24 protein-coding genes are annotated in these 25,148 nt (G+C 70.8%); 3 read left to right on the plus strand and 21 right to left on the minus strand.

All coding sequences use genetic code 11. The features are described from left to right. Positions 1-14: 14 nt before the first annotated feature. The 6 genes from ISG29_RS13955 to ISG29_RS13980 all read right to left on the minus strand — a co-directional run bounded on the left by ISG29_RS13955 (position 15) and on the right by ISG29_RS13980 (position 8,194). Positions 15-1,964, minus strand: a complete 1,950-nt coding sequence (locus tag ISG29_RS13955; protein ID WP_194504059.1) for an HNH endonuclease signature motif containing protein — start codon at positions 1,962-1,964, stop codon at positions 15-17. A gap of 283 nt (positions 1,965-2,247) precedes the next feature. After that, complete coding sequence (locus ISG29_RS13960; protein WP_194504060.1) at positions 2,248-4,101, minus strand: HlyD family efflux transporter periplasmic adaptor subunit; 1,854 nt, start codon at positions 4,099-4,101, stop codon at positions 2,248-2,250. Next, positions 4,098-5,000, minus strand: coding sequence for a DUF5666 domain-containing protein (locus ISG29_RS13965; protein ID WP_194504061.1), 903 nt, complete (start codon positions 4,998-5,000; stop codon positions 4,098-4,100). The genes ISG29_RS13960 and ISG29_RS13965 overlap by 4 nt, the downstream gene beginning before the upstream one ends. Positions 5,001-5,055: 55 nt before the next feature. Beyond that, positions 5,056-6,285 (minus strand): ABC transporter permease, encoded by a 1,230-nt coding sequence (locus ISG29_RS13970; RefSeq protein WP_194504062.1) that lies wholly within the window; start codon positions 6,283-6,285, stop codon positions 5,056-5,058. Continuing rightward, a complete protein-coding gene (locus ISG29_RS13975; protein WP_328829178.1) occupies positions 6,282-6,953 on the minus strand; it encodes an ABC transporter ATP-binding protein in 672 nt (223 codons plus the stop codon). The genes ISG29_RS13970 and ISG29_RS13975 overlap by 4 nt, the downstream gene beginning before the upstream one ends. Positions 6,954-6,979: 26 nt before the next feature. After that, positions 6,980-8,194 carry an efflux RND transporter periplasmic adaptor subunit gene (locus tag ISG29_RS13980; RefSeq protein ID WP_194504063.1) on the minus strand — a complete coding sequence of 405 codons (1,215 nt, stop codon included), beginning with the start codon at positions 8,192-8,194 and terminating at the stop codon, positions 6,980-6,982. Positions 8,195-8,311: 117 nt separating this feature from the next. Between ISG29_RS13980 and ISG29_RS13985 the strand changes: the two genes are divergently transcribed. After that, positions 8,312-8,869, plus strand: coding sequence for a DUF952 domain-containing protein (locus ISG29_RS13985; RefSeq protein WP_194504064.1), 558 nt, complete (start codon positions 8,312-8,314; stop codon positions 8,867-8,869). Here ISG29_RS13985 and ISG29_RS13990 read toward each other — a convergent pair. Both ISG29_RS13990 and ISG29_RS13995 read right to left on the minus strand, forming a co-directional pair. Continuing rightward, positions 8,810-10,321 carry a PAS domain-containing sensor histidine kinase gene (locus ISG29_RS13990; RefSeq protein ID WP_194504065.1) on the minus strand — a complete coding sequence of 504 codons (1,512 nt, stop codon included), beginning with the start codon at positions 10,319-10,321 and terminating at the stop codon, positions 8,810-8,812. The two genes, ISG29_RS13985 and ISG29_RS13990, sit on opposite strands and share 60 nt — an antisense overlap. A 67-nt stretch (positions 10,322-10,388) precedes the next feature. Further along, positions 10,389-11,357 (minus strand): FAD-dependent oxidoreductase, encoded by a 969-nt coding sequence (locus ISG29_RS13995; RefSeq protein WP_194504066.1) that lies wholly within the window; start codon positions 11,355-11,357, stop codon positions 10,389-10,391. Positions 11,358-11,442: 85 nt separating this feature from the next. Between ISG29_RS13995 and ISG29_RS14000 the strand changes: the two genes are divergently transcribed. Next, positions 11,443-12,519, plus strand: a complete 1,077-nt coding sequence (locus ISG29_RS14000) for an alpha/beta hydrolase (RefSeq protein ID WP_194504067.1) — start codon at positions 11,443-11,445, stop codon at positions 12,517-12,519. Here the strand turns inward: ISG29_RS14000 and ISG29_RS14005 are convergent. From ISG29_RS14005 to ISG29_RS14015, 3 genes are all read right to left on the minus strand, one after another. Beyond that, positions 12,512-14,560, minus strand: a complete 2,049-nt coding sequence (locus ISG29_RS14005; RefSeq protein WP_194504068.1) for a protein meaA — start codon at positions 14,558-14,560, stop codon at positions 12,512-12,514. The genes ISG29_RS14000 and ISG29_RS14005 overlap by 8 nt on opposite strands. Positions 14,561-14,652: 92 nt before the next feature. Further along, complete coding sequence (locus ISG29_RS14010; RefSeq protein WP_194504069.1) at positions 14,653-14,985, minus strand: STAS domain-containing protein; 333 nt, start codon at positions 14,983-14,985, stop codon at positions 14,653-14,655. 31 nt (positions 14,986-15,016) lie between these two features. Continuing rightward, a complete protein-coding gene (locus tag ISG29_RS14015; protein WP_194504070.1) occupies positions 15,017-15,640 on the minus strand; it encodes a hypothetical protein in 624 nt (207 codons plus the stop codon). 30 nt (positions 15,641-15,670) lie between these two features. Here ISG29_RS14015 and ISG29_RS14020 point away from each other — a divergent pair, with 30 nt between their 5' ends. Beyond that, a complete protein-coding gene (locus ISG29_RS14020; RefSeq protein WP_194504071.1) occupies positions 15,671-16,243 on the plus strand; it encodes a cob(I)yrinic acid a,c-diamide adenosyltransferase in 573 nt (190 codons plus the stop codon). 13 nt (positions 16,244-16,256) lie between these two features. Here ISG29_RS14020 and ISG29_RS14025 read toward each other — a convergent pair whose 3' ends face one another. The 10 genes from ISG29_RS14025 to atpB all read right to left on the minus strand — a co-directional run bounded on the left by ISG29_RS14025 (position 16,257) and on the right by atpB (position 25,135). Then, positions 16,257-17,477 carry an MFS transporter gene (locus ISG29_RS14025; RefSeq protein WP_194504072.1) on the minus strand — a complete coding sequence of 407 codons (1,221 nt, stop codon included), beginning with the start codon at positions 17,475-17,477 and terminating at the stop codon, positions 16,257-16,259. Between the two features lie 54 nt (positions 17,478-17,531). After that, positions 17,532-17,972, minus strand: coding sequence for a DUF2550 domain-containing protein (locus ISG29_RS14030; protein ID WP_194504073.1), 441 nt, complete (start codon positions 17,970-17,972; stop codon positions 17,532-17,534). A gap of 138 nt (positions 17,973-18,110) precedes the next feature. Then, on the minus strand, positions 18,111-18,506 hold the full coding sequence (locus ISG29_RS14035; RefSeq protein ID WP_207793128.1) for a F0F1 ATP synthase subunit epsilon: 396 nt from the start codon (positions 18,504-18,506) through the stop codon (positions 18,111-18,113). Then, complete coding sequence (gene atpD, locus ISG29_RS14040) at positions 18,506-19,975, minus strand: F0F1 ATP synthase subunit beta (RefSeq protein ID WP_407940224.1); 1,470 nt, start codon at positions 19,973-19,975, stop codon at positions 18,506-18,508. Before atpD ends, ISG29_RS14035 begins: the two co-directional genes overlap by 1 nt. 18 nt (positions 19,976-19,993) lie before the next feature. Continuing rightward, positions 19,994-20,896, minus strand: coding sequence for a F0F1 ATP synthase subunit gamma (locus tag ISG29_RS14045; protein WP_194504075.1), 903 nt, complete (start codon positions 20,894-20,896; stop codon positions 19,994-19,996). A gap of 2 nt (positions 20,897-20,898) precedes the next feature. After that, positions 20,899-22,533, minus strand: a complete 1,635-nt coding sequence (gene atpA, locus ISG29_RS14050) for a F0F1 ATP synthase subunit alpha (protein ID WP_194504076.1) — start codon at positions 22,531-22,533, stop codon at positions 20,899-20,901. A 53-nt stretch (positions 22,534-22,586) separates the two neighbouring features. Next, on the minus strand, positions 22,587-23,405 hold the full coding sequence (locus tag ISG29_RS14055; protein ID WP_194504077.1) for a F0F1 ATP synthase subunit delta: 819 nt from the start codon (positions 23,403-23,405) through the stop codon (positions 22,587-22,589). Between the two features lies 1 nt (position 23,406). Beyond that, positions 23,407-23,967, minus strand: coding sequence for a F0F1 ATP synthase subunit B (locus ISG29_RS14060; protein ID WP_194504078.1), 561 nt, complete (start codon positions 23,965-23,967; stop codon positions 23,407-23,409). Positions 23,968-24,010: 43 nt separating this feature from the next. Then, positions 24,011-24,220, minus strand: a complete 210-nt coding sequence (locus tag ISG29_RS14065) for an ATP synthase F0 subunit C (RefSeq protein ID WP_194504079.1) — start codon at positions 24,218-24,220, stop codon at positions 24,011-24,013. A 123-nt stretch (positions 24,221-24,343) separates the two neighbouring features. Further along, positions 24,344-25,135, minus strand: coding sequence for a F0F1 ATP synthase subunit A (atpB, locus tag ISG29_RS14070; RefSeq protein ID WP_194504080.1), 792 nt, complete (start codon positions 25,133-25,135; stop codon positions 24,344-24,346). Between the last annotated feature and the right edge of the window lie 13 nt (positions 25,136-25,148).

The following is a 25,148-nucleotide window of genomic DNA, read 5'->3' on the forward strand; positions in this document are numbered from 1 at the left end:
ACCGGGGTGGTGGGTCAGGTGAGGTGTTCGGTGCCGTCGGGGTCGACCAGGAAGTGCCGGCCGTGGGGGCTGGTCCAGAGGTAGAGCCCGGGGCGGATGCGGCGGTAGCGCCAGCGTCTCTCGGATCGGCCTGCCTGGTGGCTGGGGCTGGGGTGGGTCTTGGCGCGGTGGTGGGTGCGGCACAGCGGGGCGAGGGTGTCGGTGCCGGTCTGGCCGGGCGGCCCGCCTTCTGATGGTGAGACGTATTCGTCGATGTGGTCCAGATCGGCGCGCATCGCCGACCTGGGACAGAGGGGGAAGGCGCAGGTCTGGCGCTGCTCGGTGACTCGGTAGGCGATGCGGTCGGGGATCTCGTAGGCATCCACGCTCACGGTCTCGGCGAGGTCTACGACGGGCTTGACGATGACCTTCGTGTCGGGGTTGCCGGCCCAGGTCGCGACCTGGGCGGCGGTCACCGTCGCCCGGTGTGCACCGGTGGCGGTGGACACGCGGGCGAGGTGGATGCCCAGGGCACCGGTCGCGGGGTCGATGCCAGGTGTGCTGGTGATGGCTTCGCTGGAGAGGCGCACGTGGAGCACGAGTTGGCGGGCGGGCACGCTTGCGGGGACCGTGGTGGGGAGCGTGGTGGGTTGGGGTGGTTTCGACACGCCTTCGCCTTCGGCATCCGGCGGCTCAACCACCAGCAAGCCCGGTGGTTGAGCCGTGAGGCCGTCCATCACCGGCAAGCCTGGTGGTTGAGCCGTGAGGCCGTCCACGGCCGAGCGCGTCGAAACCACCGCCGAGCCTGGTGGTTGAGCCGTGAGGCCGTCCACGGCCGAGCGCGTCGAAACCACCGCCGAGCCTGGTGGTTGAGCCGTGAGGCCGTCCACGGCCGAGCGCGTCGAAACCACCGGTGAGGCTGGTGGTTGAGCCGTGAGGCCGTCCACGGCCGAGCGCGTCGAAACCACCGGTGAGGCTGGTGGTTGAGCCGTGAGGCCGTCCACGGCCGAGCGCGTCGAAACCACCGGCGGGGCTGGTGGTTGAGCCGTGAGGCCGTCCACGGCCGAGCGCGTCGAAACCACCACCGAGCCTGGTGGTTGAGCCGTGAGGCCGTCCACGGCCGAGCGCGTCGAAACCACGCCGCCGGTGACCTGACCAGCGAGGTCGAGCATGGTCTGGTTCCGGGCGAGCTGGCCCAGGGCGGCGGCACGTCGTTCGCCGAGGTCCAGCGGTGAGCCGAGCGCGGACTGCTCGGCGGCGAGGTGGCGTAGGGCGTGGTCGAGGTCTTCGGCATCGGCACGGTCCAGGAGCCCGTCGAGCCGCACGAGGCCGTCGAACGCGCAGATGGCCCCCTGGATAGTCGATCGCCCGGACTGGTCGAGCTCGATCGTCACGTGCTTGGCGGCGTGGGCGTCGGCGATCTCGGCCTCGTGCGTTTCGGGTTCGTAGCGGGCGATCGCGTCCGCGACGAGACCGTCCAGGGCGCGCAGGCCGGTCTTGTGCGCGATGGGGGTGATCATCCGGTCCACGAACCCAGCAGCCTCAGGCCCGAGGCGCATGGTCTCTTCGGCGATGCGGCGTACCCGCCACGGTGCGACGCGCCCGGAGGTCATGGCCTCCCAGAGCAGTGGGAGGCGGAACCGGGTCTCCATCACCGCACCCACGAACGCCCGACCCGAAGCATCGGAGTGCCCCAGGGCGGTGGCGAGCTCGATGATCGCGAACTGAGCCACCAGCGGCGTGCCCGGGCCACCGGCACCGATGAGCCGGTCACCACCCTCGACCTCATAGGCCGCGAGCAGTTCGTCGGTGACGACACCGAGCGGGCCGCCGGCGACACAGTCCGGCACATGCCCCTCGGCGTGCGCGGCACACCACTCCGCGGCCGCCTCCCAGAGCCGGGTCTCGGCGGCTTGGGCTTCGCGTTGCGCCGACACCGCAGCGCTCAACAGCTCCGAGGGCTGGGGTGCGGGAGCCGTGGTCACGACCCGATTCTAGTCGAACACCAGTTCTATCGGAAGGTGTGACGGGGATCTGTGGAGAAGATGTTGCCTTGCCCGTTACGGGGTTTCGACGCGCTCGTCGCTGGCGCTCCTCACGGCTCAACCACCGGTGCGACAGCGCCGTACGGGGTTTCGACGCGCTCGGCCGTGAACGGCCTCACGGCTCAACCACCGGACGACGCGCTCGTCGCTGGCGCTCCTCACGGCTCAACCACCGGACGACGCGCTCGTCGCTGGCGCTCCTCACGGCTCAACCAGCGGTGCGTCAGCGCTGCGGTCCCCCGCCCGAACCTCCGGGCGGTCCACCCTGCATGCCACCCTGCATGCCACCCTGCATCCCGGGCGGGCCGCCGGAGCCGCCGGGGAAACCCTGGGTGCCGGTCTGGCTGTCGTCGGTGGTCGGCAGCGGCGTGTCCAGGTCGGCCAGCGCCACCTCGTCACCGGCCGCGACGCCGTCGGTGATCTCGACCGTCGTCGCGCCCACCACTCCGGTGGTGACCCGAGTACGCCGAGCGCTGCCGTCGGACCCGAGCACGAGCACCGTTCCGTCCGAGACGGCCGAGGCCGGGACGGTGACCACGCCCTCGGCCGAACCGGTGACCACCGAGGCCGTGGCCGTCAGACCCGTCGCCAGGTCCAGCCCCTTCTTGCTCAGGGTGAGCGTCACCGGGTAGTCGCCGTCGCTGTCGGGAATCGAGCTCACCGCGGTGACGGTGGCGTGGTAGCCGCGTGTGGACCCGGCAGGAGTGACGTGTGCGATCTGGCCGACGCTGAGCGCGGGCACCTGGTCGGAGTCGACCGCGACCGTGAAGGTGGTGGTCCGCGAGGCGACGAGCACGGCCACCGTGCTCCCCGAGGCCACCGAGTCGCCCGCCGCCGCGTCTACCTCGACCACCCGGCCGCTGAACGGCGCGGAGATGGTGGCCATCGACAACTCCGCGCGTGCCTGCACCAGGTCGGCCCGCGCCTGGTCGATCGACGCCTGGTCCGAGGCCAGCGTCGCGGCCGTCGGCGTCTGGTCGGTCCCGCTCGGGGACGCCGACCCGGCGCTGGAGCCGGTCGACGTGCCGCCGGACCGACTGCTCGACCCGCTGCTCGACCCGCTGCTCGACGAGCTGCCGGAGGTGCTGGCTGAGGTGCTGGCCGAGGTGCTGGCTGAGTCCGAGACCGCCAGCACGGCGTCGCCCAGCGTTGCCGCCAGATCCTCGAGGGCGGCCTGCAGGGTCGTCTGCACATCGGCCACCGTCTGCTGATCGGCCTGCACCTGAGAGAGCGCGGCCGAGCAGTCGGCCGAGGTCACCGGCATCGATGTCGGCGTGCTGGTCGGCTCGCTGGTCGGCTCGCTGGTCGGCTCGCTGGTCGGCTCGCTCGACGGGGTGCTGGTCGGCTCGCTCGACGGGGTGCTGGTCGGGCTGCTGGTCGGGTCGCTCGACGCCGACGGCTCCTCGCTGGGTGGAGTCGAGACGGCTGCCGAGCACACCGACTGCTGGGTCGCGAGATCCTCCGTCGCCGTCGCGATCACCGCGCTCACCGCCGACTGCGCCGCGACCACCGCCGCCTGCTCATCGGCGAGCGTGGCGAGGATCTGTTCTGGATCGGTGTCCTCCCCCGCGCTCGCGGAGTGGCCACCCGCGGATCCCTGCGATGACTGCCCCGACCCCGAAGGATGCGTGCCGGACGAACTCGACCCCCCGCCCGAGGAGGAGCCCGAGGAGGAGCCCGAGGAGGAGCCCGAGGTAGAGCTCGAGGTGGAGACAGCCGCCGCCTGACTGTCGACGTCGCGAGCCAGTTGAGCCCTGGCGGAGGCCACCTGGGCCCGGGCTCGCTGCACGGCGTGACGCAGCGAGGAGGTCTGCAGGTGCGCGATCACCTCTCCCGCCTTGACCGTCCGACCGGCCCGCACCGAGACCCGGTCGAGCGTGCCTGTGGTCGCGAAGGCCAGATCGGCCCGGCCGGCGGGTTCCAGGGTGCCGGCGAGATCGAGGGTCTGCTCGACGTCGCCGGTGCTCGCCACGATGGTGCGGTAGGAGGGGGTGTCACCGCCCGAGGCGTACGCGGCGTACCCGCCGCCGGAGGCCACCACCAAGGCCGAGGCGATCACCGCGATACGGATCCTCACCGGGCCGGCCCTCCCCCACCGAAACCGCTGCTGCAGGTGCCGTCGACCGGGTCGCTCAGACTGATGCTGGTCGCGGTGACCGAACCGGTCGAGTCGGCCTCTCCCTGCGCCGTCAGACAGCGGCCCACGGTGGCGTCCTTGCCCGTCGCGGACTCCCGCGCGGTGAACGTCGTGTCACTGTCGACCGCGACCTCCACCTTCTCCGACGAGGACGACGAGGACGACGACGGTCCGTCGCCCGGCGCGGAGGGGGCCACCGTGAAGCCGTCCGCCGAGGTGGCCGTGACCGTTCCGACGACCAGGGAGCCTGGCATGCCGCCACCGGGCACGCCGGCACCCGCCCCCGGCGAGGGCATGTCGGTGGGCCGATCGCTGGGCATGTCACTGTGCATGTCACTGGGCCGATCGCTGGGCATGCCCGACGGCCCGCCGCCCTCGGCCCCACCGGGTCCGCCACCGAGGCCCAGGGAGCAGCTGCCGTCGTCGTCGGCCGGCGTGATCGAGACCGAGGTCGCGGCACCCGGCTCGGAGTCGGAGCCGGCTGAGGCGGTCGAGGCGGTCTCCTCCCTGACCGCGACGCAGGATCCGACCTCGACGTCGGCCAGGTCGGCGCTCGTCTGCTGGGTGAACGTGGTCTGCGCCGTCCACGAGACCGCCACCTGCGCCGAGGCTCCCTGCACCTGCAGCGTGTGACCGCTCACCGCAGCGATCTCACCGCTCGTGCCTGGCTGCATCCCCGATCCGCTGCCCGGGCCTCCCGAGGGGGCGGCCGACGTGGTGGACGTCGCACCGGTGTCGGCGGCGGTCTCGCCACCGCCGCAGGCCGCGAGGGCGAGGGCCAGCGCGGGACTCAGCGCGACCAGGGCGAGGGTGGATCGGTGGGGGGCGGGGATCCGCATGGGGTTCCTCTCGAGTGGGGACGGATGACGGGGAGGGGTGGTGCGAGAACGCCGGCTATTCACTGCGCAACGCATCGATCGGGGTCAACCGAGCGGCGCGCGTGGCGGGGTAGACCCCGAACCCGACGCCCAAGGCGAGCGCGGTGGCCAGCGCTGCGGCAGCTGCGGTGAGCGAGAGCGTCACGGGTTGGTCGATGAGTGCCGGCAACGCCCAGGAGCCGACCACCCCCACGAGCAGTCCGACGAGTCCGCCGGTGAGGCCGAGCAGCGATGCCTCGACGAGGAACTGCCGGCCGATGACGCGCGGCGTGGCGCCCAGCGCCTTGCGCAGGCCGATCTCGCGGATGCGCTCGGTGACCGAGACCAGCATGATGTTCATGACGCCCACGCCCCCCACGAGCAGCGAGATCGCGGCGACGCCGGTGAGCAGCACCGTGAGCGTCGCGTTGGTGGCATTGGCCGTCTCCACCAGGGAGTCCTGCGTGGAGATGGTGAAGTCCGCGTCGTCGGCAGTGACGGCGTGCCGGGTCAGCAGCAACGCGTCGATCTCCTGGTAGGCCGCCGAGAGCGTGGCCCCCGACGTGGCCTCCACGTAGGCGGTCGACACGGCGGTCGAGGTCGACCCACTGACATTCAGCGCCGAAGCCACCGGCATGACCGCGACGTCGTCCTCCGAGCTCCCGCTCGAGGAGGCGCCGGAGGCGTCGAGCACCCCGATGACGGTCAGGGTTCGACCACCGGCCGTCACGGTCTGGCCGACGGGGTCCGGCACGTCGGCGAAGAGTTCGTCGACCGTGTCCGGGCCCAGGACCACGACATCGGCGCCGGCCGCGGCCTCGGACTCCGAGAAGAAGCGGCCCTCGGCCACGGAACGCGCGCGCACCTGCGGCCAGGAGGTCGTCGTCCCGACCATGGACGTCGTCCAGTTGGTGTCGCCGTTCACGAGCGAGGTCTGACTGGAGACCGTCGGCGCCACGGCTCGGGCATCGGGCACGACGGAACGGTCGGACATCGCCGTGGTGTCGGCGAGGGTCAAGGTGGTGGCAGACCCGAAGCCGCCGCGCGTACCCGAGGAATCGGTGCTGCTGCCCGGCGAGACGATGAGCAGGTTGCTGCCCAGCGCACTGATCTCGTCCTTCACCTCGTTCTGGGCGCCTTGACCGAAACCCACCGTCAAGATGACCGACGCGATGCCGATGACGATGCCCAGCATGGTGAGCACCGACCGCAGGCGGTGTGCCCGGACGGCCTCGGCAGCGGCACGGAACGTCTCGACCCAACTCATGCGCTGACCCCCGCGACCGGCTCGTCGGACACGATCTCGCCGTCTCGCACCACCAGGTTGCGCTCGGCCCGGGCGGCCACGTCGTGCTCATGGGTGATCAGCACGATCGTGCGGCCCGCGGCGTGCAGTTCGTCGAGCAACGCCAGCACGTCCGCGGTCGAGCGCGAGTCGAGGTTGCCGGTCGGCTCGTCGGCGAGGATCAAGGCGGGTTCGGTCACCAGCGCGCGGGCGACAGCCACCCGCTGCTGCTGACCACCGGAGAGCTCGCCCGGCCGGTTGTCCACCCGATCGGCCAGCCCCACACGGGTCAGCGCCGCGATCGCCCGCGCGCGGCGATCGGCACGCGGCACGCCGGCGTAGACGAGGGGTAGCTCCACGTTGCGCCACGCCGACTGGCTTGCCAGCAGGTGGAACTGCTGGAACACGAAGCCGATGCGTCGGTTGCGCACCTCGGCCAACTGGGTCTCGCTCATCGACGAGACGTCCTCGCCCGCCAACAGGTAGCGGCCGGCGGTCGGGTTGTCCAGGCAGCCGAGGATGTTCATCAAGGTGGACTTGCCCGACCCGGACGGCCCGATGACGGCGACGTACTCACCCTGCTCGATGGCGGCGTCGACCCCGCGCAGAGCCTCGAACTCCACGCTCCCGGATCGATAGGTCTTGCGCACGCCCTCAAGGGTGATGATCGACTCGCTCACTGGCCGGCCCCCGCCGGCGGCTGCGCGCCGGAGCCGTCCATGCCCTGGCCCGACTGGCCCATCTCGCCTCCCGGCATCTGCTGCTGGCCGCCCTCCGGGCCACCGGACTGGCCGGTACTGCCGCGTTGCCCGAACCCGGTGGTCACCCGCACCACGTCGCCGGCCTGCAGGCCTTGCGTGATCTCGGTCGCCATGCCCACGGTCTCTCCCACCTCGACGGCGGTACGCACGTCTCGACCGTCGACCACCTGGGTGACGTAGGTGCCCTGGTCGTCGGTCTGGAGGGCTCGCGAGTCGACGACGAGCACGTCGTCGCGCTGCTCGACGATGATCGAGGCGGTCACCGACGTTCCGGCGTAGAGATCCTTGCGCCGTCCGGTCACCGCGATCGTCACGGGGAACACCGCAGCCCCGCTGCTCGAGGTCTGTGCGACCAGCCCGATCGAGCGCACCGTGCCGTAGACCGTGTCGTCGACGCCCGAGACGGTGAGCTGGGCCTGCAGGCCCTTGTGCAGCGAGTCCACATCGGTCGCACCGACCGTGGCGTCGACGACGTAGCTGCCCGCCGAGACGATCTCGACCGCCGCAGTGGAGGTCGAGGCCGAGCCGGAACTCGAACCCGAACTCGAGCCGGTCGAATCCGAACTCGAGCCGGTCGAACCCGAAGAGGAGCCGACCACCTCGCCCTTGGTCACGCCGACGGAGGTGACCAGGCCGCCGATGGTCGCGCGCAGAGTGGCCTCCTCGACGGCGTCTTGGGCGTCGGCGAGTGTCGCGCGCGCGGTCACCACCGCCGCCGAGTCCGAGGCGAGCTGCACGTCGGAGGCGTCGTCGTCCTCGTCTTGGGCCAACTGTGCACGCGCGGCGGCGAGGGAGGCGGCCGCCGCTCGCCGGGTGGCGACCAGGGCGGTGTCGTCCACGACGGCCAGAATCTGTCCCTTGCGCACGGTGTCGCCCTCCGAAACCGCAACCCGGGTCACCGTGCCCGACACGTCGAAGTCGAGGTCACGGGTGCGCGTCGGCTCCAACGTCCCGTCGGCCGAGACGGTCGTCTGCAGTGTCTGGGTCTCCACGGTCGCAGTCGTCGAAGCCGCCACGGCCGAGTCGCCGCGGGTCAACAGCCAGGCTCCCGTGCCACCACCCAACGCCACGAGGAGGACGATGAGGACGCCGATCGTCAGACGACGGTGTGCGGGCAGGCGGAGGCGCACGAGGCGGACCTTTCGACGGGAGCGAGCGACGCGGTCACGCTGGTGCTCGGCGCTGTGCCAGAGGTCGGGGGCACCTGTCCGGATCCTGTGCTTCGCCGCCGCCGATAGGTTGCCCCGGTGCGGATCTTCCACATCGCGACTGAGGCCGACTGGCTGGCGGCACGCGAGTCAGGCACCTACACGACCTCCACGCTGGGGCGCAGCCTCGCCGACGAGGGCTTCATCCACGCCAGCCGCGAGGACCAGTGGCGCGGCGTCTACACCCGCTTCTACGCTCAGTTGGACGAGCCGCTGCTACTGCTCGAGATCGAGACACACCGTCTCGGTGCCGAGGTCCGCGAGGAGCGACCCGCCGACGCCCCCGAGAGCAGCAGCGAGACCTTCCCGCACGTCTACGGCCCGCTGGTACCGACGGCGGTGCTGCGCGCCGTTCCGGTCCTCGATGCCCTCGCCGCGACCTCCTTCAGTGCACTGTTCCTGCGCGAGGTCATGAGGAATGCCGCTCTGGGGCTGCTCATCATGCTGCTGGCCGCGGCGGGCGCCGTGACACTCGGCGCCGATCGCGACTGGCTGGGTGGCTGGGGCGCTTTCGTGGGAGCCCTGCTCGGGGCCGCGCTAGGCGTGCTGGGCGTCCGGATCCTCGGAAAGCGGTCCCGACGCGAGCGCCGCCGCTGAGGGCTCGGTGGTGCTGCGCGGCAACTCGACGCGCACCGTGGTGCCTTCGTCGGGGATGCTGGTTGCGGCGATGCGCCCGCCGTGGGACTCGATGATGGCTCGCGTGATGGTCAGCCCCAGGCCCGCACCGGGAACCTGGTCGCGCACGGCATCGGCCCCCCGGAAGAGGCGGTCGAACACGTGTGGGAGCTCGTGCTCGGGGATGCCACGACCGGCGTCGATCACCTCGAACCACACCCAGCCGCCGTCGCGCCCACCGGTCACCCGCACGGGCGACGTCTCGTCGCTGAAGCGGAAAGCGTTGGTCAACAGGTTGTCGAAGACCTGCGTGAGCCGTTCCGCGTCGCCCCGCACCACCACGTCGTCTCCCAAGAAGAACTCGACCTCGCGGTCGGCTCCGAGGATCGCCTCGTTGACCGCCCGCACCGAGGCCTGCGCCAGTGCGCCCAGGCTCACCTGCGACAGCGACGCGGAACCGAGACCGTTGTCGAGCGAGGCCAGATCGAGCAGGTCGTTGACCAGGCGCAACTCGCGCATCGCATTGCGCTCGATGACGTCGAGCATGCTGCGGCCGGTCTCGGAGAGGGAGTCGCCCTCGAGGTCGCCGAGCAGCTCCAGGTAGCCGATGATCGAGGTCAGCGGGGTGCGCAGCTCGTGCGACACGGTGGCGACCAGCTCGTCGCGCACCCGGTCGGCCTGCTGTTGGAAGCGCAGCCGCTCGGTCACGTCGCGCACGGCTGCCGAGACCAGCACCCCCTCGGCGGTCTCCAGCGGCGACAGCGAGATCTCGACCGGGAACTCCGTGCCGTCCTTGCGCACGGCGTAGAGCAACTGCTCCGAGCCCATCGGCCGCACCCCGGGGTGTCCGAGGAAGCCGTCGCGCAGCGCGACGTGGTGGCCGCGGTAGCGCTGCGGCACGAGGATCTCGATCGGCTGGCCCACCAGCTCGGAGGCCTCGTAGCCGAAGAGGTTCGTGACCTGACGGTTGGCGAGCTGGATGCGCGCTTGGTCGTCGACGATCACCATGGCGTCCGGCGCCGCCTCCAACAGCCCCCGGAACCGCTCGCGCTCGCGCACCCGGCGCGTGATGTCACGCACCGTGGCGCACGTGTAGGTGCGGCCGTCGGCCCGGATCGAGGCCAGGGATATCTCGGCCGGGAACTCGGTGCCGTCCGCCCGCGCCGCGGCCAGCTCCAGGAGGCCCATCTCCCGGCCCTCGTGCACGGCAGAGTACGACTCCCGGCGGCTCGGGTGGCCCCGGCGCACCGCCGAGGGCACCAGCGCGTCGACGCTCGTGCCGACCAGCATCGCGGGCTCCCGCAGGAAGACGTGCTCACACTTGCGGTTGGCGGCCACGATCAGCCCGGACTCGTCGACGACGACGATCGCATCGGGCGACGCCTCGAAGATGCCAGCCCACAAGCCCGCACCGAGATCGAGGCTGTTGTCCACCCCGCAAGGCTACGAGGCCGCAGTCGCTCCCGTCCCAGCAATACGGCGAGTCGAGCAGGGTCGAAAGTCACTTTCCTGTGTCGGCAGACGACGCGATGGCGCGGCCTTGCGCAATGCGGGTGACTTCACTCACCACCTCGTCGGCACAACCCCACGAGACGGTCACTCCGGCACCGCCGTGGCCATAGCAGTGCACGACCGTTCGTCCGTCCTCTGGCACGGTCTCGAGTCTGATGGTGGGCCGTGCCGGACGCAGCCCGACGCGGTGCCCGAGCACCTCGGCCCCGGCGAGCTCGGGGACGAGACGGACGGCGCGATCGAGCACGGCTCGGGCGGTACCGGGATCGACCGTCCGCGACCAGACGTCCTCGTCCGCGGTGCCCCCGACCACGATGTCATCGCCGCGCGGGATGACGTAGGTCGGCCCTTCGTCGTCGATCCACCACCGCGTCAGACCCACTTGACGCAGACGCACGACCTGCCCGCGCACGGGGTGCACCGAGGTGTCGACGGCGAGGCGTCGCGCGCCCAGCCCCGCGCAGTCGACCACGACGTCCGCACGCGGGAGGCCGGCGAGCGCCATGCGGGTGATGGTGCCTCCGAGAGCGCGCACGCGACCCGCGAGCCAGGGCAGGTAGCGCGGCATCTCGATGACCGGCGCGGTGAAGGTCCATCCCTCGGCGTAGGGCGCCGGCACGGCGGTGGTGCGCGCGAGGTCGTCGACCGCGGCGGCCCACCACGGGTCTCCGCCCGGGTGTCGGCGCACCTCGGTACCCGTCACCAGCCGCACCCCGTGCTCGCTCACCGCAACCTGCGCGGCGAGCTCGGAGAGGACGGCGCGGGTGCGGGCAGACCACGCGGTCACGCGGCCCTGGGGGCCGACGCGGTAGGGGTACCAGATCGCCGCCGCGGCGCCGGAGGTCGTCTCCGTCCCGAGATCGCGCGCGAGGACGTCGACTCGGTGCCCCGCCTCGAGCAGACGCACCGCACAACTGAGCCCCACCACGCCGGCACCGACCAGTACCACCCTCGCCATAGCGCCCATGTGAGCACGACGCCGTGGGTGACGTCACACCAGAGTGACTACTCCATTCCTGCGTTATTGACGTATGTTCAAGAATATGTGGTTCCAGCCCCCTGCCCTCACCCGTCGCCTCCGCCTCGTGCGGACCCTGGCCCTCGCCCTCACCGCGGCGCTGTTCGGCGCCGGGCTCGGCGCGATGACCGTCACCACGGCGCACGCGGCGACCGGCGACCGCGTCATCACGCGCGCAGTGGTCTTCACCCTCACCAACAGCAACGAGACACACGTGCCTTGCGTCGCCGACGGCGAGGAGTACCAGGTCTACGGCCAGTTGGTGGGGCCTCGCGCCTCGGTGCTCGGCAAGGGCGGACCCACTCGCGTCAACGTGCTGCTCCACGACGACGGCACCGGCAGCTGGTTCTGGCACGCCCGGGGTCACCGCCGCGCCGACTACGCCGGAGCCCTGGCCCGGCGCGGCGAGCTGTCCCTGGTGGTCGACCGGCTCGGCTACGGGCGCAGCAGGCTCGGCGACGGGAGCACCTGCCTCGGCGCGCAGGCGGAGCTCGTCGAGCAGATCGTGCAGCATCTCTACTCCGGCATCTACGACTTTGCCAACACCCCCGGCCGGACGCCCCCGCACGCAACGCACGTGGTGCTCCAGGGCCAGGGCACCGGTGCCGCCATCGCCCAGCTCGCGGCGGCCGACGGGGCCAGGATCGACGGCCTCGTGCTCATGTCGTGGGATCCCGCGGCGGCATCGGCCGCCGCCGTCTCGGAGGCCACGAGGCAGGGCGGTGCGTGCACCAGCGCCTCGACGACCAACCTCGGCGCGAGCCCGGCCGACTTCCGGGCGCTGCTGTTCTCCTCCGCGTCGCGCGCGATCCAGCGCGGTGCGACCCGTCACCGCCAGCCGATCCCGTGCGGCGACGTCACGAGCCTCCCGGCCACCGTCGCCGACCTGGCCCTGGAGAGCGGGCGCATCGACGTCCCCGTCCTCCAGCTCTACGGCGCCGACGACGCCCGCCTGCGTGGCGGCACCACCGGGCAGACGTTCTCCGGCAGCCCCGCCGTGCGTACGAAGACGTTCCGCAACACCGGGTCCGCCCTCACGCTGGAGAAGTCGGCTCCTCGGGTGCAGCAGCGCGTGCTGAGGTGGCTCGGCGGCCTCAGCTGAGGCCGTTGGCGGTGCGGATCACCTCGACGATGCCGCCCATGATCTCGGTCAGACCGAAGTCCTTGGGCGTGTAGACCGCGGCGACGCCGCGCTCCACGAGCCGCTTGGCGTCGGAGTCGGGGATGATGCCGCCGACGATGACCGGCACGTCGTCCATGCCCGCCTCGGCGAGGCCGTCGAGCACGGCCGGCACCAGCTCCATGTGGGAGCCGGAGAGGATCGAGAGGCCGACGCAGTGCACGTCTTCGGCCACGGCGGCCGACACGATCTGCGCGGGCGTCAGCCGGATGCCCTGGTAGATCACCTCGAAGCCGGCGTCACGCGCTCGTACGGCCACCTGCTCGGCGCCGTTGGAATGGCCGTCGAGGCCCGGCTTGCCGACCAGCAGCCGCAGGCGTCCGCCCAGCTCGTCGCCCGTCGCCGTGACGCGTTCGCGGACGGCGGCCAGCTCGGCGCCGGCGTCGGCCACGCCGACGGCGCCGGAGACGCCGGTCGGGGCACGGAACTCGCCGAACACCTCGCGCAGCGTGCCGGCCCACTCGCCCGTGGTCGCGCCCGCGCGCGCGGCTGCGAGCGTGGCGGTCATGAGGTTGTCGGTGCCCTTGGCGGCCTCGGCGAGGTCGCGCAGCGCCTGCTCGACTCCGGCCTCGTCACGCCGGGCCTTCCACTCCTCCACCGACCGCTTCGCGGCGGCGTCCGCCTCGGGGTCGGCGACCTGGATGGCGCCGTCGAGGTCGGCCGTGAGCGGCGACGGCTCGGTGGTCTCGAACCTGTTGACGCCGACGATGACCTCCTCGCCGGACTCGATGGCGGCCCGACGCGCGGCGTGGGCCGAGACCAGCTCGGACTTCATGTAGCCGGACTCGACGGCCGCGATGGCACCTCCCATGGCCTGCACCCGGTCCATCTCGGCCTTGGCCGAGGCGACCAGGTCGGCCACCTTCGCCTCGACGACCTTCGAGCCGTCGAAGATGTCCTCGTACTCGAGCAGGTCGGACTCGAAGGCCAGCACCTGCTGGAGCCGCAGCGACCACTGCTGGTCCCAGGGCCGCGGCAGGCCGAGCGCCTCGTTCCACGCCGGCAGTTGGACGGCGCGCGCCCGGGCGTTCTTGCTCAGCGTCACGCCGAGCATCTCGAGCACGATGCGCTGCACGTTGTTCTCGGGCTGGGCCTCGGTCAGACCGAGGCTGTTGACCTGCACGCCGTAGCGGAAGCGCCGCATCTTGGGATCCTGCACGCCATAGCGCTCGCGAGTGATCTCGTCCCACAGCTCGACGAAGGCGCGCATCTTGCACATCTCCTCGATGAAGCGCACACCGGCGTTGACGAAGAAGCTGATCCGGCCGACGACGCGCTCGAAGTCGGCCTCGGAGACCTGTCCGGACGCCTTGACCTGGTCGAGCACGGCGATGGCGGTGCACAGCGCGTAGGCCAGCTCCTGCGCCGGCGTCGCCCCGGCTTCTTGGAGGTGGTAGGAGCAGATGTTGATCGGGTTCCACTTCGGGATCTGGTGGACCGTGTAGGCGATCGTGTCGGCGATCAGCCGCAGCGAGTGCTCGGGCGGGAACACGTACGTGCCCCGGGAGAGGTACTCCTTGATGATGTCGTTCTGCGTGGTGCCGGCCAGCAGCGCCGCCACCTCTTCGGGCGTCGACTCGCCCTCGGGTACGCCACCCTGCTCCTCGGCGACGACCTGGTAGAGGGCCAGCAACCACATGGCCGTGGCGTTGATCGTCATCGAGGTGTTCATCTCCGACAGCGGGATGTCCTCGAAGAGACGGCGCATCTCACCGAGATGGGGCACCGGCACGCCTACCTTGCCGACCTCACCGACGGCGAGCGGCGAGTCCGGGTCGTAGCCGGTCTGCGTGGGCAGGTCGAAGGCCACGGAGAGCCCGGTCTGGCCCTTGGCGAGATTGCTGCGGTACAGCGCGTTCGAGGCGGCCGCCGTGGAGTGACCCGCATACGTGCGCATGACCCAGGGGCGATCCTTCGGGGCCCTCTCGTGGGGGCGGGCATCACGGGGTGCGGACTCACTCATAGGCGAAGAGTAGAACGAGATCTACGCGCCGGTAACCACCAGTCCGTGTGGCGGGGGCCACTGCTCGTCCGGCCCGCCGGGCGCCGCGGCGGTCAGGCAGACGCGGTGAGGGACGGGGTCCGGTCGACGTCGACGACCCGGATCAGATGGGTCAGGTGCAGCATCCGGCGCACGGCGGGCCCGCAACCGCGCAACGTGAGATGCCGACCCTCACGGTCGGCCCCACGACTGGCCGCGGCGAGCACCCGCAGCGTGGTGAGATCGACCGACTCCACCCCGTCGAGGTCGACGACCACGTGCTGATGGTCGGACAGGTGCGCGTAGAGCGCCTCGCGCACCCGGGTGCTGCTGCGCGCATCGAGGGCGCCGGACATCACCAGGGTCGACCCCTGGACGCTGATGACAGGGGAAGTGGCGTCGGCCATGGAGGTTTCTCCTCTCGCGTGCTCTCACCAGTCAAGACGCATCGACGGGCGATTCGGTTGCGCCACGCGGCGAGAAATTTTGCCGTGCGGCCACGAGAGCGGTACCCACGCCCAGCAGCACCATGCCGGTCACCCCTGTGGGCGAGAAGATGTGGTCGAGGTGGACGCACCACGCCCCCGGCACGAGCAGTACCCCGGCCAGGGCCTCGATGCGCCGCTTGACCGCGAGGTCCACGACGATCGCCAACACGGCGACGAGGAGGGCCCACTCGCCCACTCGCCCCAACGGCGTGCCGATCCGGAACATCTGACTCACTGCCTCGGGGCGTGGCACGTCGGGTCCGAGCTGGTGGGTCACCCAGCCCGCGCCGATGCCGCTGATGACGTCGAGGGCGGTGTAGAAGGTCGCATAGACGTAGGCGGCGAGCCGCACGATCCAGGCGATCGGATCCTGACGGTGGCTCACGAGCGCGGCGAGCGCGGCGCCGACCAGGGGGAAGACGAGCAGGCCCGGCACGTGCAGGGCGAACCACCGCCACGAGGTGTCGTAGGTCAGGTGGTGAGGGTGGAACAACCCTGCCGCCGCCAGCGTGACTCCGGGCAGTGCCAGCAGCACCGGCCGCGCCCATCGGGATCCTTCGCCCACCGAGACCATGCCTCGACCGTACGTGCAAGGGTGTGGCCCATGGTGAACTTGACGCGCATCTACACGCGCACGGGCGACGCCGGCGAGACCCGCCTGGGCGACATGAGCGTGACGACCAAGAACGACCTGCGCCTCCACGCCTACGCCGATGTCGACGAGGCGAACGCCACCATCGGCCTGGCCATCGCGTGCGGCGACCTCGACGACGACGTCGCCGGGGTGCTGACCACCGTGCAGAACGATCTCTTCGACGTGGGCGCCGACTTCTGCACCCCGGTCGTGGAGAACCCCGAGTTCCCGGCGTTGCGCGTGGAGCCCGCCTACGTCGACCGGCTCGAGGCCTGGTGCGACGAGTACAACGAGCCCTTGGAGAAGCTGCGCTCCTTCATCCTCAGCGGCGGCACGCCGGGCGCGGCGCACCTGCACCTCGCCCGCACCGTCGTCCGGCGGGCGGAACGGTCCGCGTGGGCCGCCTTCGAGGTGCACGGCGAGACCATGAACAAGGTGGCCATCACCTATCTCAACCGACTCAGCGACCTCGTGTTCATCCTGGCGCGCCACGCGAACCGTGTGCAGGGCGACGTGATGTGGGTGCCCGGCGGAGAACGCTGAGCGAGGTCGTCGCTCAGGCCGGCGAGCGCGCCGGCCGAGTGGCCAGCACCGTGACCGACGCCGGCACCATCAAGACGGTGACGGCGAGCAGCACCTCGAGCGTCCCGATGCGGTCTCCGAGGTGGCCGAGCAGCGGTGGTCCGGCGAGGAACGCCCCATAGCCGATCGTCGACACGACGGCGACCCGGCCGGCCGCTCGCGCGCCGTCGTCGGCCGCCGCGCTCATGCCCACGGGGAAGCCGAGCGCCGCGCCGAGGCCCCACAACGCGATGCCGAGGGCGGCCGCGACCGCCACGCCGGCACCGTCGAGGCGCGCACCGAGCACCGTCACCACGGCCCCGACGCCGGCCAGCAGGGCGCTCCCCCACAGCACGGCGGGACGCCCGGCGCGGTCGAGCAGGCGCGGGCCGAGCAGCCGGCCCGTCGTCATGGCCGCCACGAAGAGGGCGAAGCCGGCGACCCCCAGCCAGTGCGGCACGTCGTAGCCGTCGATGAGGCCGAGGGTGAGCCAGTCGTTGGCCGTGCCCTCGACCAGGGCGAAGCACAGCACCATCACGCCGATGGCCAGGGTGCGTGGCTCGCGCCAGCCGGTGGAGCGCCGCTCGGCCGCGTGCTGGTCGGACGCGCCACCGCCCGCGTGGCGGACCGTGAGGAACCGGCCCGCGGTCACCCAGGCCGTCGCCAGGGCGGCGACGAGGACGCCCCACAGGTGCGCCAGCAGCGGCACGCCGAGACCGACCACGACGATGCCCACGGCGGCCCCGGAGATGGAGCCGAGGCTCCAGCCGGCGTGGAAGCGCGGCATGATCGTGCGGCCCAGCCGTCGCTCGACGTCGGCCGCCTCGACGTTCATCGCGACGTCCCAGACGCCGGTGCCGAAGCCGTGCAGCGCCAGGCCGGACGCCGCGAGCCACACCTCTCCGCTCACGACCCCGAGCGCCACGACGCCGAGTCCGAGCGTGTCGCAGACCGCCCCCAGCCGCACCGCGCCCGACGCGGCGAGACGGCCGACCAGGGTGCCGCTCAACGGCAGCCCCACCAGCGACCCGACCGACATCGCCAGCAGCAGCATGCCGAGCTCGCCGTTGGAGAGGTCGAGGCGCTGACGCACGTCGGGCAGGCGCGAGACCAGGCTCGCGAAGACCGCACCGTTGACCGCGAAGGAGGTCGCCACGGCGTTACGGGCCGTGAGCAGCGCCGTCGAGGGCGCCTGCACCGACGAGGCGAGGGTCATCCCGCGATCCTCACACCCGGCCGTTTACCGGTCAAAACACGGCGTCCGGCCACCTCAGCTGGGCATCTCCGCACCCGGCGGCTTGGCCTCCAACCACGCCTGGAAGCCGGTGAGCGACGCCGGCCCCATGGCCAGCTCGACCTCGCCGTCCGGACTCTGGCAGACGATGACGAGGTGGTCGGGGAACAGCGACACCTGCTCGGCCCCCAGCGCGTCGCGCCGGCCGGAGTAGCTGAGCTGCTCCCGAGCCCAGGAGCGTTTGGGCCTCGGCGAGAGCGAGAAGAGGCGAAACCACTCCAGCCGTTCGCCGGAGTAACGGCCCACCCCGAGCAACCAGCCCCGGCCGCCGCGACCGTGGCGCACGCGGTGGCTCAGCTCGAAGGTGCCGCCGTCACGGGCGATCCAGCGGCGCCGGACGACGAGGCCGAGGCCGTAGCCGACCACCAGCAGGAGCAGCATGCCCGCGGAGTCGAGCAGCCACTGCCACCACGCCATCTGGTCCCTCTCGCGACACCGCCATCACCTGGCCCGACCGACACCGTGGGAGAGGTGGCCCTGACATGCCACCGCCCCGCCAGGGCACACCCTAGGGCATGCCTCAACAGCGGGGCGGTGGAGGAGGTGGGGTCGTCGTCAGCCGGCGGCCTCTGCGGCGCGGATGCGCGAGGAGGCCCTCCGGATGCGCTGCTCGCGCTCGTTGCCGGTGGGCATGCCCTCGGCCGACTCGAGCTCGGCCTTGGCCTCGTCGATGTGGATCTCCTCGGCCAGCAGCGCGTGCTGGGTGAGGATCGAGACCCGGTCGTCGGCCACCGAGATGAAACCGCCGTCGACGGCTGCGTGCACCACGCCGTCGGGGGTGCTGATCTCGACGGCGGCCTCGGTCAGCAGCGAGAGCAGCGGCGCGTGACCGCGCAGCACACCCAGGTCGCCGTCGACCGTGCGGGCGATGATCATCGACGCCTCGCCGGACCACACGGTCCGGTCGGCGGCGACCATCTCGACCATCAGGCCGGTACCGATGTCGGCCATCAGAGGCTCTTCTGGATCTCGGCCCACTTCTTCTCGACGTCGTCCAGACCGCCGCACATGAAGAAGGCCTGCTCGGCCACGTGGTCGTACTCTCCGTCGGCGATCTTGTTGAACGCCTCGATGGTGTCGGCCACCGGAACGGTCGAGCCCTCGATGCCGGTGAACTGCTTGGCGACGTAGGTGTTCTGCGAGAGGAAGCGCTGGATGCGGCGCGCCCGGCTCACGATGACCTTGTCCTCCTCGGAGAGCTCGTCGACACCGAGGATCGCGATGATGTCCTGGAGCTCCTTGTTGCGCTGCAGGATCTGCTTGACGCGGATCGCGCAGTCGTAGTGCTCGCGGCCGATGTACTGCGGGTCGAGGATCCGCGAGGTCGAGGTGAGCGGGTCCACGGCCGGGTAGATGCCCAGCGAGGCGATCTCACGCGAGAGCTCGGTGGTGGCATCGAGGTGGGCGAACGTGGTGGCCGGCGCCGGGTCGGTGTAGTCGTCGGCGGGCACGTAGATCGCCTGCATCGAGGTGATGGAGTGACCACGCGTCGAGGTGATGCGCTCTTGGAGCACACCCATCTCGTCGGCCAGGTTCGGCTGGTAGCCCACCGCCGAAGGCATGCGGCCCAGCAGGGTCGACACCTCCGAACCGGCCTGGGTGAACCGGAAGATGTTGTCGATGAACAGCAGCACGTCCTGGTTCTGGACGTCGCGGAAGTACTCCGCCATCGTCAGTGCCGACAGCGCGACGCGCAGGCGGGTGCCCGGCGGCTCGTCCATCTGGCCGAAGACGAGGGCGGTCTGGCCGAGCACGCCGGCCTCCTCCATCTCGACCATGAGGTCGTTGCCCTCGCGGGTGCGCTCGCCGACGCCGGCGAACACCGACACACCGCCGTGGTCGCGGGCCACCCGGGCGATCATCTCCTGGATGAGCACCGTCTTGCCCACGCCGGCGCCACCGAAGAGACCGATCTTGCCGCCCTGCACGTACGGCGTGAGGAGGTCGATGACCTTGATGCCGGTCTCGAACATGTTGGTCTTCGACTCGAGCTGGTCGAAGGCCGGCGCCTTGCGGTGGATGCCCCAACGCTCCTCGACCTCGAAGGTCTGACCCTCCTCGAGGTTCAGCACGTCGCCGGTGGCGTTGAACACCTTGCCGAGCGTCGCGTCGCCGACGGGCACCGAGATCGGGCCGCCGGTGTCGCTGACCTGGCCGCCACGCACGAGGCCGTCGGTCGGCTTGAGCGAGATCGCCCGCACCATGCCGTCGCCGATGTGCTGGGCGACCTCGAGCGGCAGCACGGTGGTCTCGCCGCCGAGGGTGATCTCGCACTCGAGCTTGTTGTAGATCTCCGGCATCGCGTCGACGGGGAACTCCACGTCGACGACCGGGCCGATCACGCGCGCGATGCGACCGACGCTGGCGCCGCCGGCCTGGGTGGTCTCTTCAATGGTGGCAGTCATGTCTGTCTCTCGTATCACTCGATGTTGCGGCGGTTACTCGGCACCGGCGTTCGCGTCGGCCAGCGCGTTCACGCCGCCCACGATCTCGCTGATCTCCTGGGTGATGCCAGCCTGGCGGGCCTGGTTGGCGATCCGGGTGTACTTCTTGATGAGCTCCTCGGCGTTGTCGGTCGCCGACTTCATCGCCTTCTGACGCGCGGCCAGCTCGGAGGCGGCCGCCTGGAGCAGGCAGTAGAAGATGCGCGACTGCACGTACTGCGGCAGCAGCCCGTCGAGCACCCGCTCCGGTGAGGGCTCGAACTCGTAGAGCGGCAACACCTCGCCGTCGGCGGGCGCCTCGGTGCCCTCGACGACCTCGAGCGGCAGCAGCCGGGTGGCGTGCGGCTCCTGGGTGAGCATCGAGACGAAGCGCGTGTAGACCACGTGCACCTCGTCGACGCCCTCGTCGTCGAGGAAGGCGTCGATCAGGGTCTGCCCGATCTCGGCCGCCACGTCGTAGGAGGGCTGGTCGGAGAAGCCGGTCCAGGACTGCTGCACCGCGCGGTCGCGGAACCTGTAGTAGGCCTCGCCCTTGCGTCCGCAGATGTAGGGCACGACCTCCTTGCCCTCCTCGCGCAGCCGCTCGGCGAGCCGCTCGGACTCCTTGAGCACCGACGAGGAGTAGGCACCGGCCAGACCTCGATCGCTGGTCACGATCAGGACGGCGGCACGCGTCGGGTTCTCGACCTCGCTGGTCAGCGGGTGGTCGACGTTGGAGAACGTCGCCACCGCGGAGACCGCACGGGTCAGCTCCCGGGCGTACGGCGCGGCGGCCTGAGCCCGCTGCTGCGCCTTGATGATGCGCGACGCAGCGATGAGCTCCATGGCGCGCGTGATCTTCTTCATCGACTCCGTCGACTTGATCCGCGCGCGGTACTCACGCAGCGATACGGCCATGGTCAGCCCCGCTTCTGCTTGACGATCTGCTCCTGGTCGAGCTCGTCGTCCTCGAGGGCCTCGGCCTCTTCCTTGCCGGCCTTGATCGAACCGCCCTCGGAGGTCTCGAACTGGCCCACGAACTCGTCGTAGGCGGCAGCCAGGCCGTCCTCGTCCTCGAACTTCGTGGTCTCGCGGATGCCGGCGAGGATGCCCTCGTGGCTGCGCTTGACGAAGTCGATGAACTCCTGCTCGAAGCGCAGCACGTCGGCGACCGGCACGGCGTCGAGGCGGCCCGTGGTGCCCAGCCACAGCGAGACGGTCATCTCGTCGAGCGGGTAGGGCGAGTAGGCCGGCTGCTTGAGCAGCGCCATGAGGCGCTGGCCGCGGTCGAGCTGCTGGCGCGAGGCGGCGTCGAGGTCGGAGGCGAACATGGCGAACGCCTCCATCGCGCGGAACTGCGCGAGGTCGACCTTGAGCGAGCCGGTCACGCCCTTCATCGCCTTCGTCATGGCCGCACCGCCCACGCGCGAGACCGAGACGCCGACGTCGATGGCCGGGCGCTGGTTGGCCGCGAAGAGGTCGGACTGGAGGAAGATCTGTCCATCGGTGATGGAGATGACGTTGGTCGGGATGAACGCCGAGACGTCGTTGGCCTTGGTCTCGATGATCGGCAGACCGGTCATCGAGCCGGCACCGAGGTCGTCGGAGAGCTTCGCGCAGCGCTCGAGCAGGCGGCTGTGCAGGTAGAAGACGTCACCGGGGTAGGCCTCGCGGCCCGGCGGGCGGCGCAGCAGCAGCGACACGGCGCGGTAGGCCTCGGCCTGCTTGGTCAGGTCGTCGAACACGATGAGCACGTGCTTGCCGTCGTACATCCACTGCTGGCCGATGGCCGAGCCGGTGTAGGGGGCGAGGTACTTGAAGCCGGCCGAGTCGGACGCCGGAGCGGCGACGATGGTGGTGTACTCCAGGGCGCCGGCCTCCTCGAGCGCTCCGCGCACCGAGGCGATGGTCGAGCCCTTCTGGCCGATGGCGACGTAGATGCAGCGGACCTGCTTCTCCGGATCGCCGGACTCCCAGTTCTGCTTCTGGTTGATGATCGTGTCGATCGCGATCGTGGTCTTGCCCGTCGCGCGGTCGCCGATGATCAGCTGCCGCTGGCCGCGCCCGATGGGGGTCATCGCGTCGATCGCCTTGATGCCGGTCGCGAGCGGCTCGTGCACCGACTTGCGCTGCACCACGGTGGGCGCCTGGAGCTCGAGGGCCCGGCGCTCGGAGGACTCGATCTCGCCGAGGCCGTCGATCGGCTTGCCCAGCGGGTCGACCACGCGGCCCATGAAGGCGTCGCCCACGGGCACCGAGAGGATCTCGCCGGTGCGGCGCACCGTCTGGCCCTCCTCGATCTTGTCGAAGTCACCGAGCACGACGACACCGATCTCGCGGGTGTCGAGGTTCAGCGCGAGGCCGAGGGTGCCGTCCTCGAACTCCAGCAGCTCGTTGGCCATGGCCGAGGGCAGGCCGGAGACGCGCGCGATGCCGTCGGCCGCCTGGGCGACGGTGCCGACCTCCTCGCGGCTGGCCGCGTCGGGCTGGTAGTCGGCGACGTACTTCTGGAGCGCGTCGCGGATCTCCTCCGGCCGGATGGAGAGCTCCGTCATGGTGGTGCCTTCTCTCTGGGGTGGAATCGAGGGAGTGAGTGGTCTGGGGTGGGTCAGCCGGCGAGCTGCCGGCGGGCGTCGTCGAGGCGGCCGGAGACCGTGCCGTCGATGACGTCGTCGCCGATCTCGACCAGGATGCCACCGAGGATCGAGGGGTCGACGACCGTGTTGAGGTGGACCGGGCGGCCGTACTGGCGGCTGAGCGCCTCGGCAAGACGGCGGGTGTCGGCCTCGGAGAGCGGACGAGCCACGCGGACGGTGGCCACACCGCGGCCGTGCACCTGTGTGGCCACCTTCTGGTACTCGGCCAGGGCGACTCCGACCGTGCGGTAGGTGCCGTGGAGCGCCTGGACCGCCAGGGTCTGGGTGGCGGCCAGGGCCTTGCCACCCAGCAGTCCCTCGATGAGCGTGCGCTTGTCGGCGACCGAGCGGGCGGGGTCCGACAGCGCGTCACGCAGCGCCGGAGTGTCCTTGACGGTCTGGGCGAACGTGAACAGCTCGTCGGCCAGCCGCTCGGAGTCGTCGCCGACCGAGGTGACGACCGCGATCACGCTGAGGTGCTCCAAGGCGTCGGCGAGATCGCGGGTGGTCGTCCAACGCTGACCGACGGCGGTGCGCACCAGGGCCAGGGCGGCGTCGTCGATCTTGCCGCCCAGCACCTCGCCCACCAGACCGGTCTTGGCCTCGGTCGGCACGGAGGCATCGGTGGCGAAGCGGCGCAGGGCACCCTCGTGACGCAGCGTCTGGGAGACCTCGAAGAGCCCGGCTGCCACCGACGGGGCGGACGAGGGCGCGCCGGAGAGCGCGCCGTCCAACTCGTCGGTCAGGGTGGCGACGGCCTCGGCCGAGGCTCCGCGGAAGTCCGAGCTCATGTCAGTTGACCCCCGGCGCGCCGGTCTCGAGGTCGGCCAGGAAACGGTCGACCACGCGGCTCTGGCGAGCCTCGTCGTCGAGGCTCTCGCCCACGATGCGACCTGCCAGCGTCGTCGCCAGGGTGCCGACCTCGGCGCGCAGCGACGTGACCGCCTGCTGACGCTCCGCCTCGATCTGGGCCTTGCCGGCCTCGACGATGCGAGAGGACTCCGCCTGCGCCTGCTGCCGCATCTCGGCGACGATGGACGCGCCTTGCTCGCGCGCCTCCTCGCGGATGCGCGCCGCCTCGTGGCGCGCCTCGGAGAGCTGCTGCTCGAGTTCGGCGAGCTTGGCGTCGGCCTCGGCCTGCTTGGTCTCGGCCGCGGCGATGCCGCCCTCGATCGCCTGGGTGCGCTCGGCGTAGGCCCTCTCGAAGTTCGGGACGACGAACTTGGAGATGAGGAACCAGAGGATGAGCACCACGACCGCACCGAGGATGATCTCGGCGAGGTGCGGGACGAGCGGGTTCGGCTCTTCGTCCTCGGCGGCCTCAGCGGCTGCGAGGAAGAGTTGGTTGATCATCTTTCAACTCCTGGATGAATGCTGGCTCGGGCGAGGAGCCCGGTCAGGCCTTGAGGACGAACGCCAGCGCCAGGGAGATGATGAAGAACTGCTCGGCGAGCACGAAGCCGAAGATGGCGATGCCCTGGAGGCGGCTCTGCGCCTCGGGCTGACGGGCCACGCCGGAGACGTAGGCCGCGAAGATCAGGCCGACGCCGATGGCGGGGCCGATCGCAGCGAGGCCGAGGCCGATCATGTTTGCGGTGCCACCCATGGGGGTTTCCTTTCGTTGGTGACGCAAGGACGCGTCATCTACTTGGTGCAGCTGTGGTGTGACTGTCGGTGGTGCTGTGCTGGTCGAGCCCCGAGACGTGCGGGCTCGGGTCGTGCGGGTTGCTCAGTGCTCCTCGGAGATCGCCCCGGCGATGTACATCGCCGAGAGCAGCGTGAAGACGTAGGCCTGGAGGAACATGACCAGCATGTCGAGGAAGCTCACGGCGATGCCGATGAGGAAGGAGACCAGGCCGACCGTCACACCGAGGGCGCGGGGGTCGTAGTGGAGCAGCAGGAACTCACCGCCGACCGAGAACAGGATCAGCAGCAGGTGACCGGCGAACATCGTGGCGAACAGACGCAGTGCCAGCGTGATCGGCCGGACGATGATGTTGGAGAGGAACTCCAGCGGGATGAGGATCGGCAGGATCCACGGCGCCACGCCCGCGGGCACGGTCTGGTGCTTGAGGTAGCCCAGTGGCCCGTGCTTGGCGATGCCCACCCCGTTGTAGATCAGCCAGGTGATGGCCGCCAGCGCAGTGGTGTACCCGATGTGGGACATGGTCGGGAACTGGAGCAGCGGGACGACGCCGAAGAAGTTGTTGACCAGCACGAAGACGAAGACCGTGAAGAGGTACGGCACGTAGCGCTGGTAGTCGTGGGCGCCGATGGTGTCGCGGGCGATGGAGTTGCGCACGAAGCCGTAGACGGCCTCACCGGCGAACTGCAGGCGCCCGGGCACGACGGCCGCCTTGCGCGACATGAAGTAGAACGCCACGAACGCCAGCAGCGCCGCGATGACCACGAGGGCCATCGGCTTGGTGACCGGGCCGAAGAGCGCCGGGAGGAAGAAGTCGCCTGGGCCCGGGGGCTCGTAGGTACTGCCCGAGAGGGCGATGATGCTGCTGCTCAACATGACTCCTGCGTAC

This window comes from Nocardioides acrostichi, from assembly GCF_015319165.1.
GTDB classification, from domain to species: Bacteria; Actinomycetota; Actinomycetes; order Propionibacteriales; family Nocardioidaceae; genus Nocardioides; species Nocardioides acrostichi.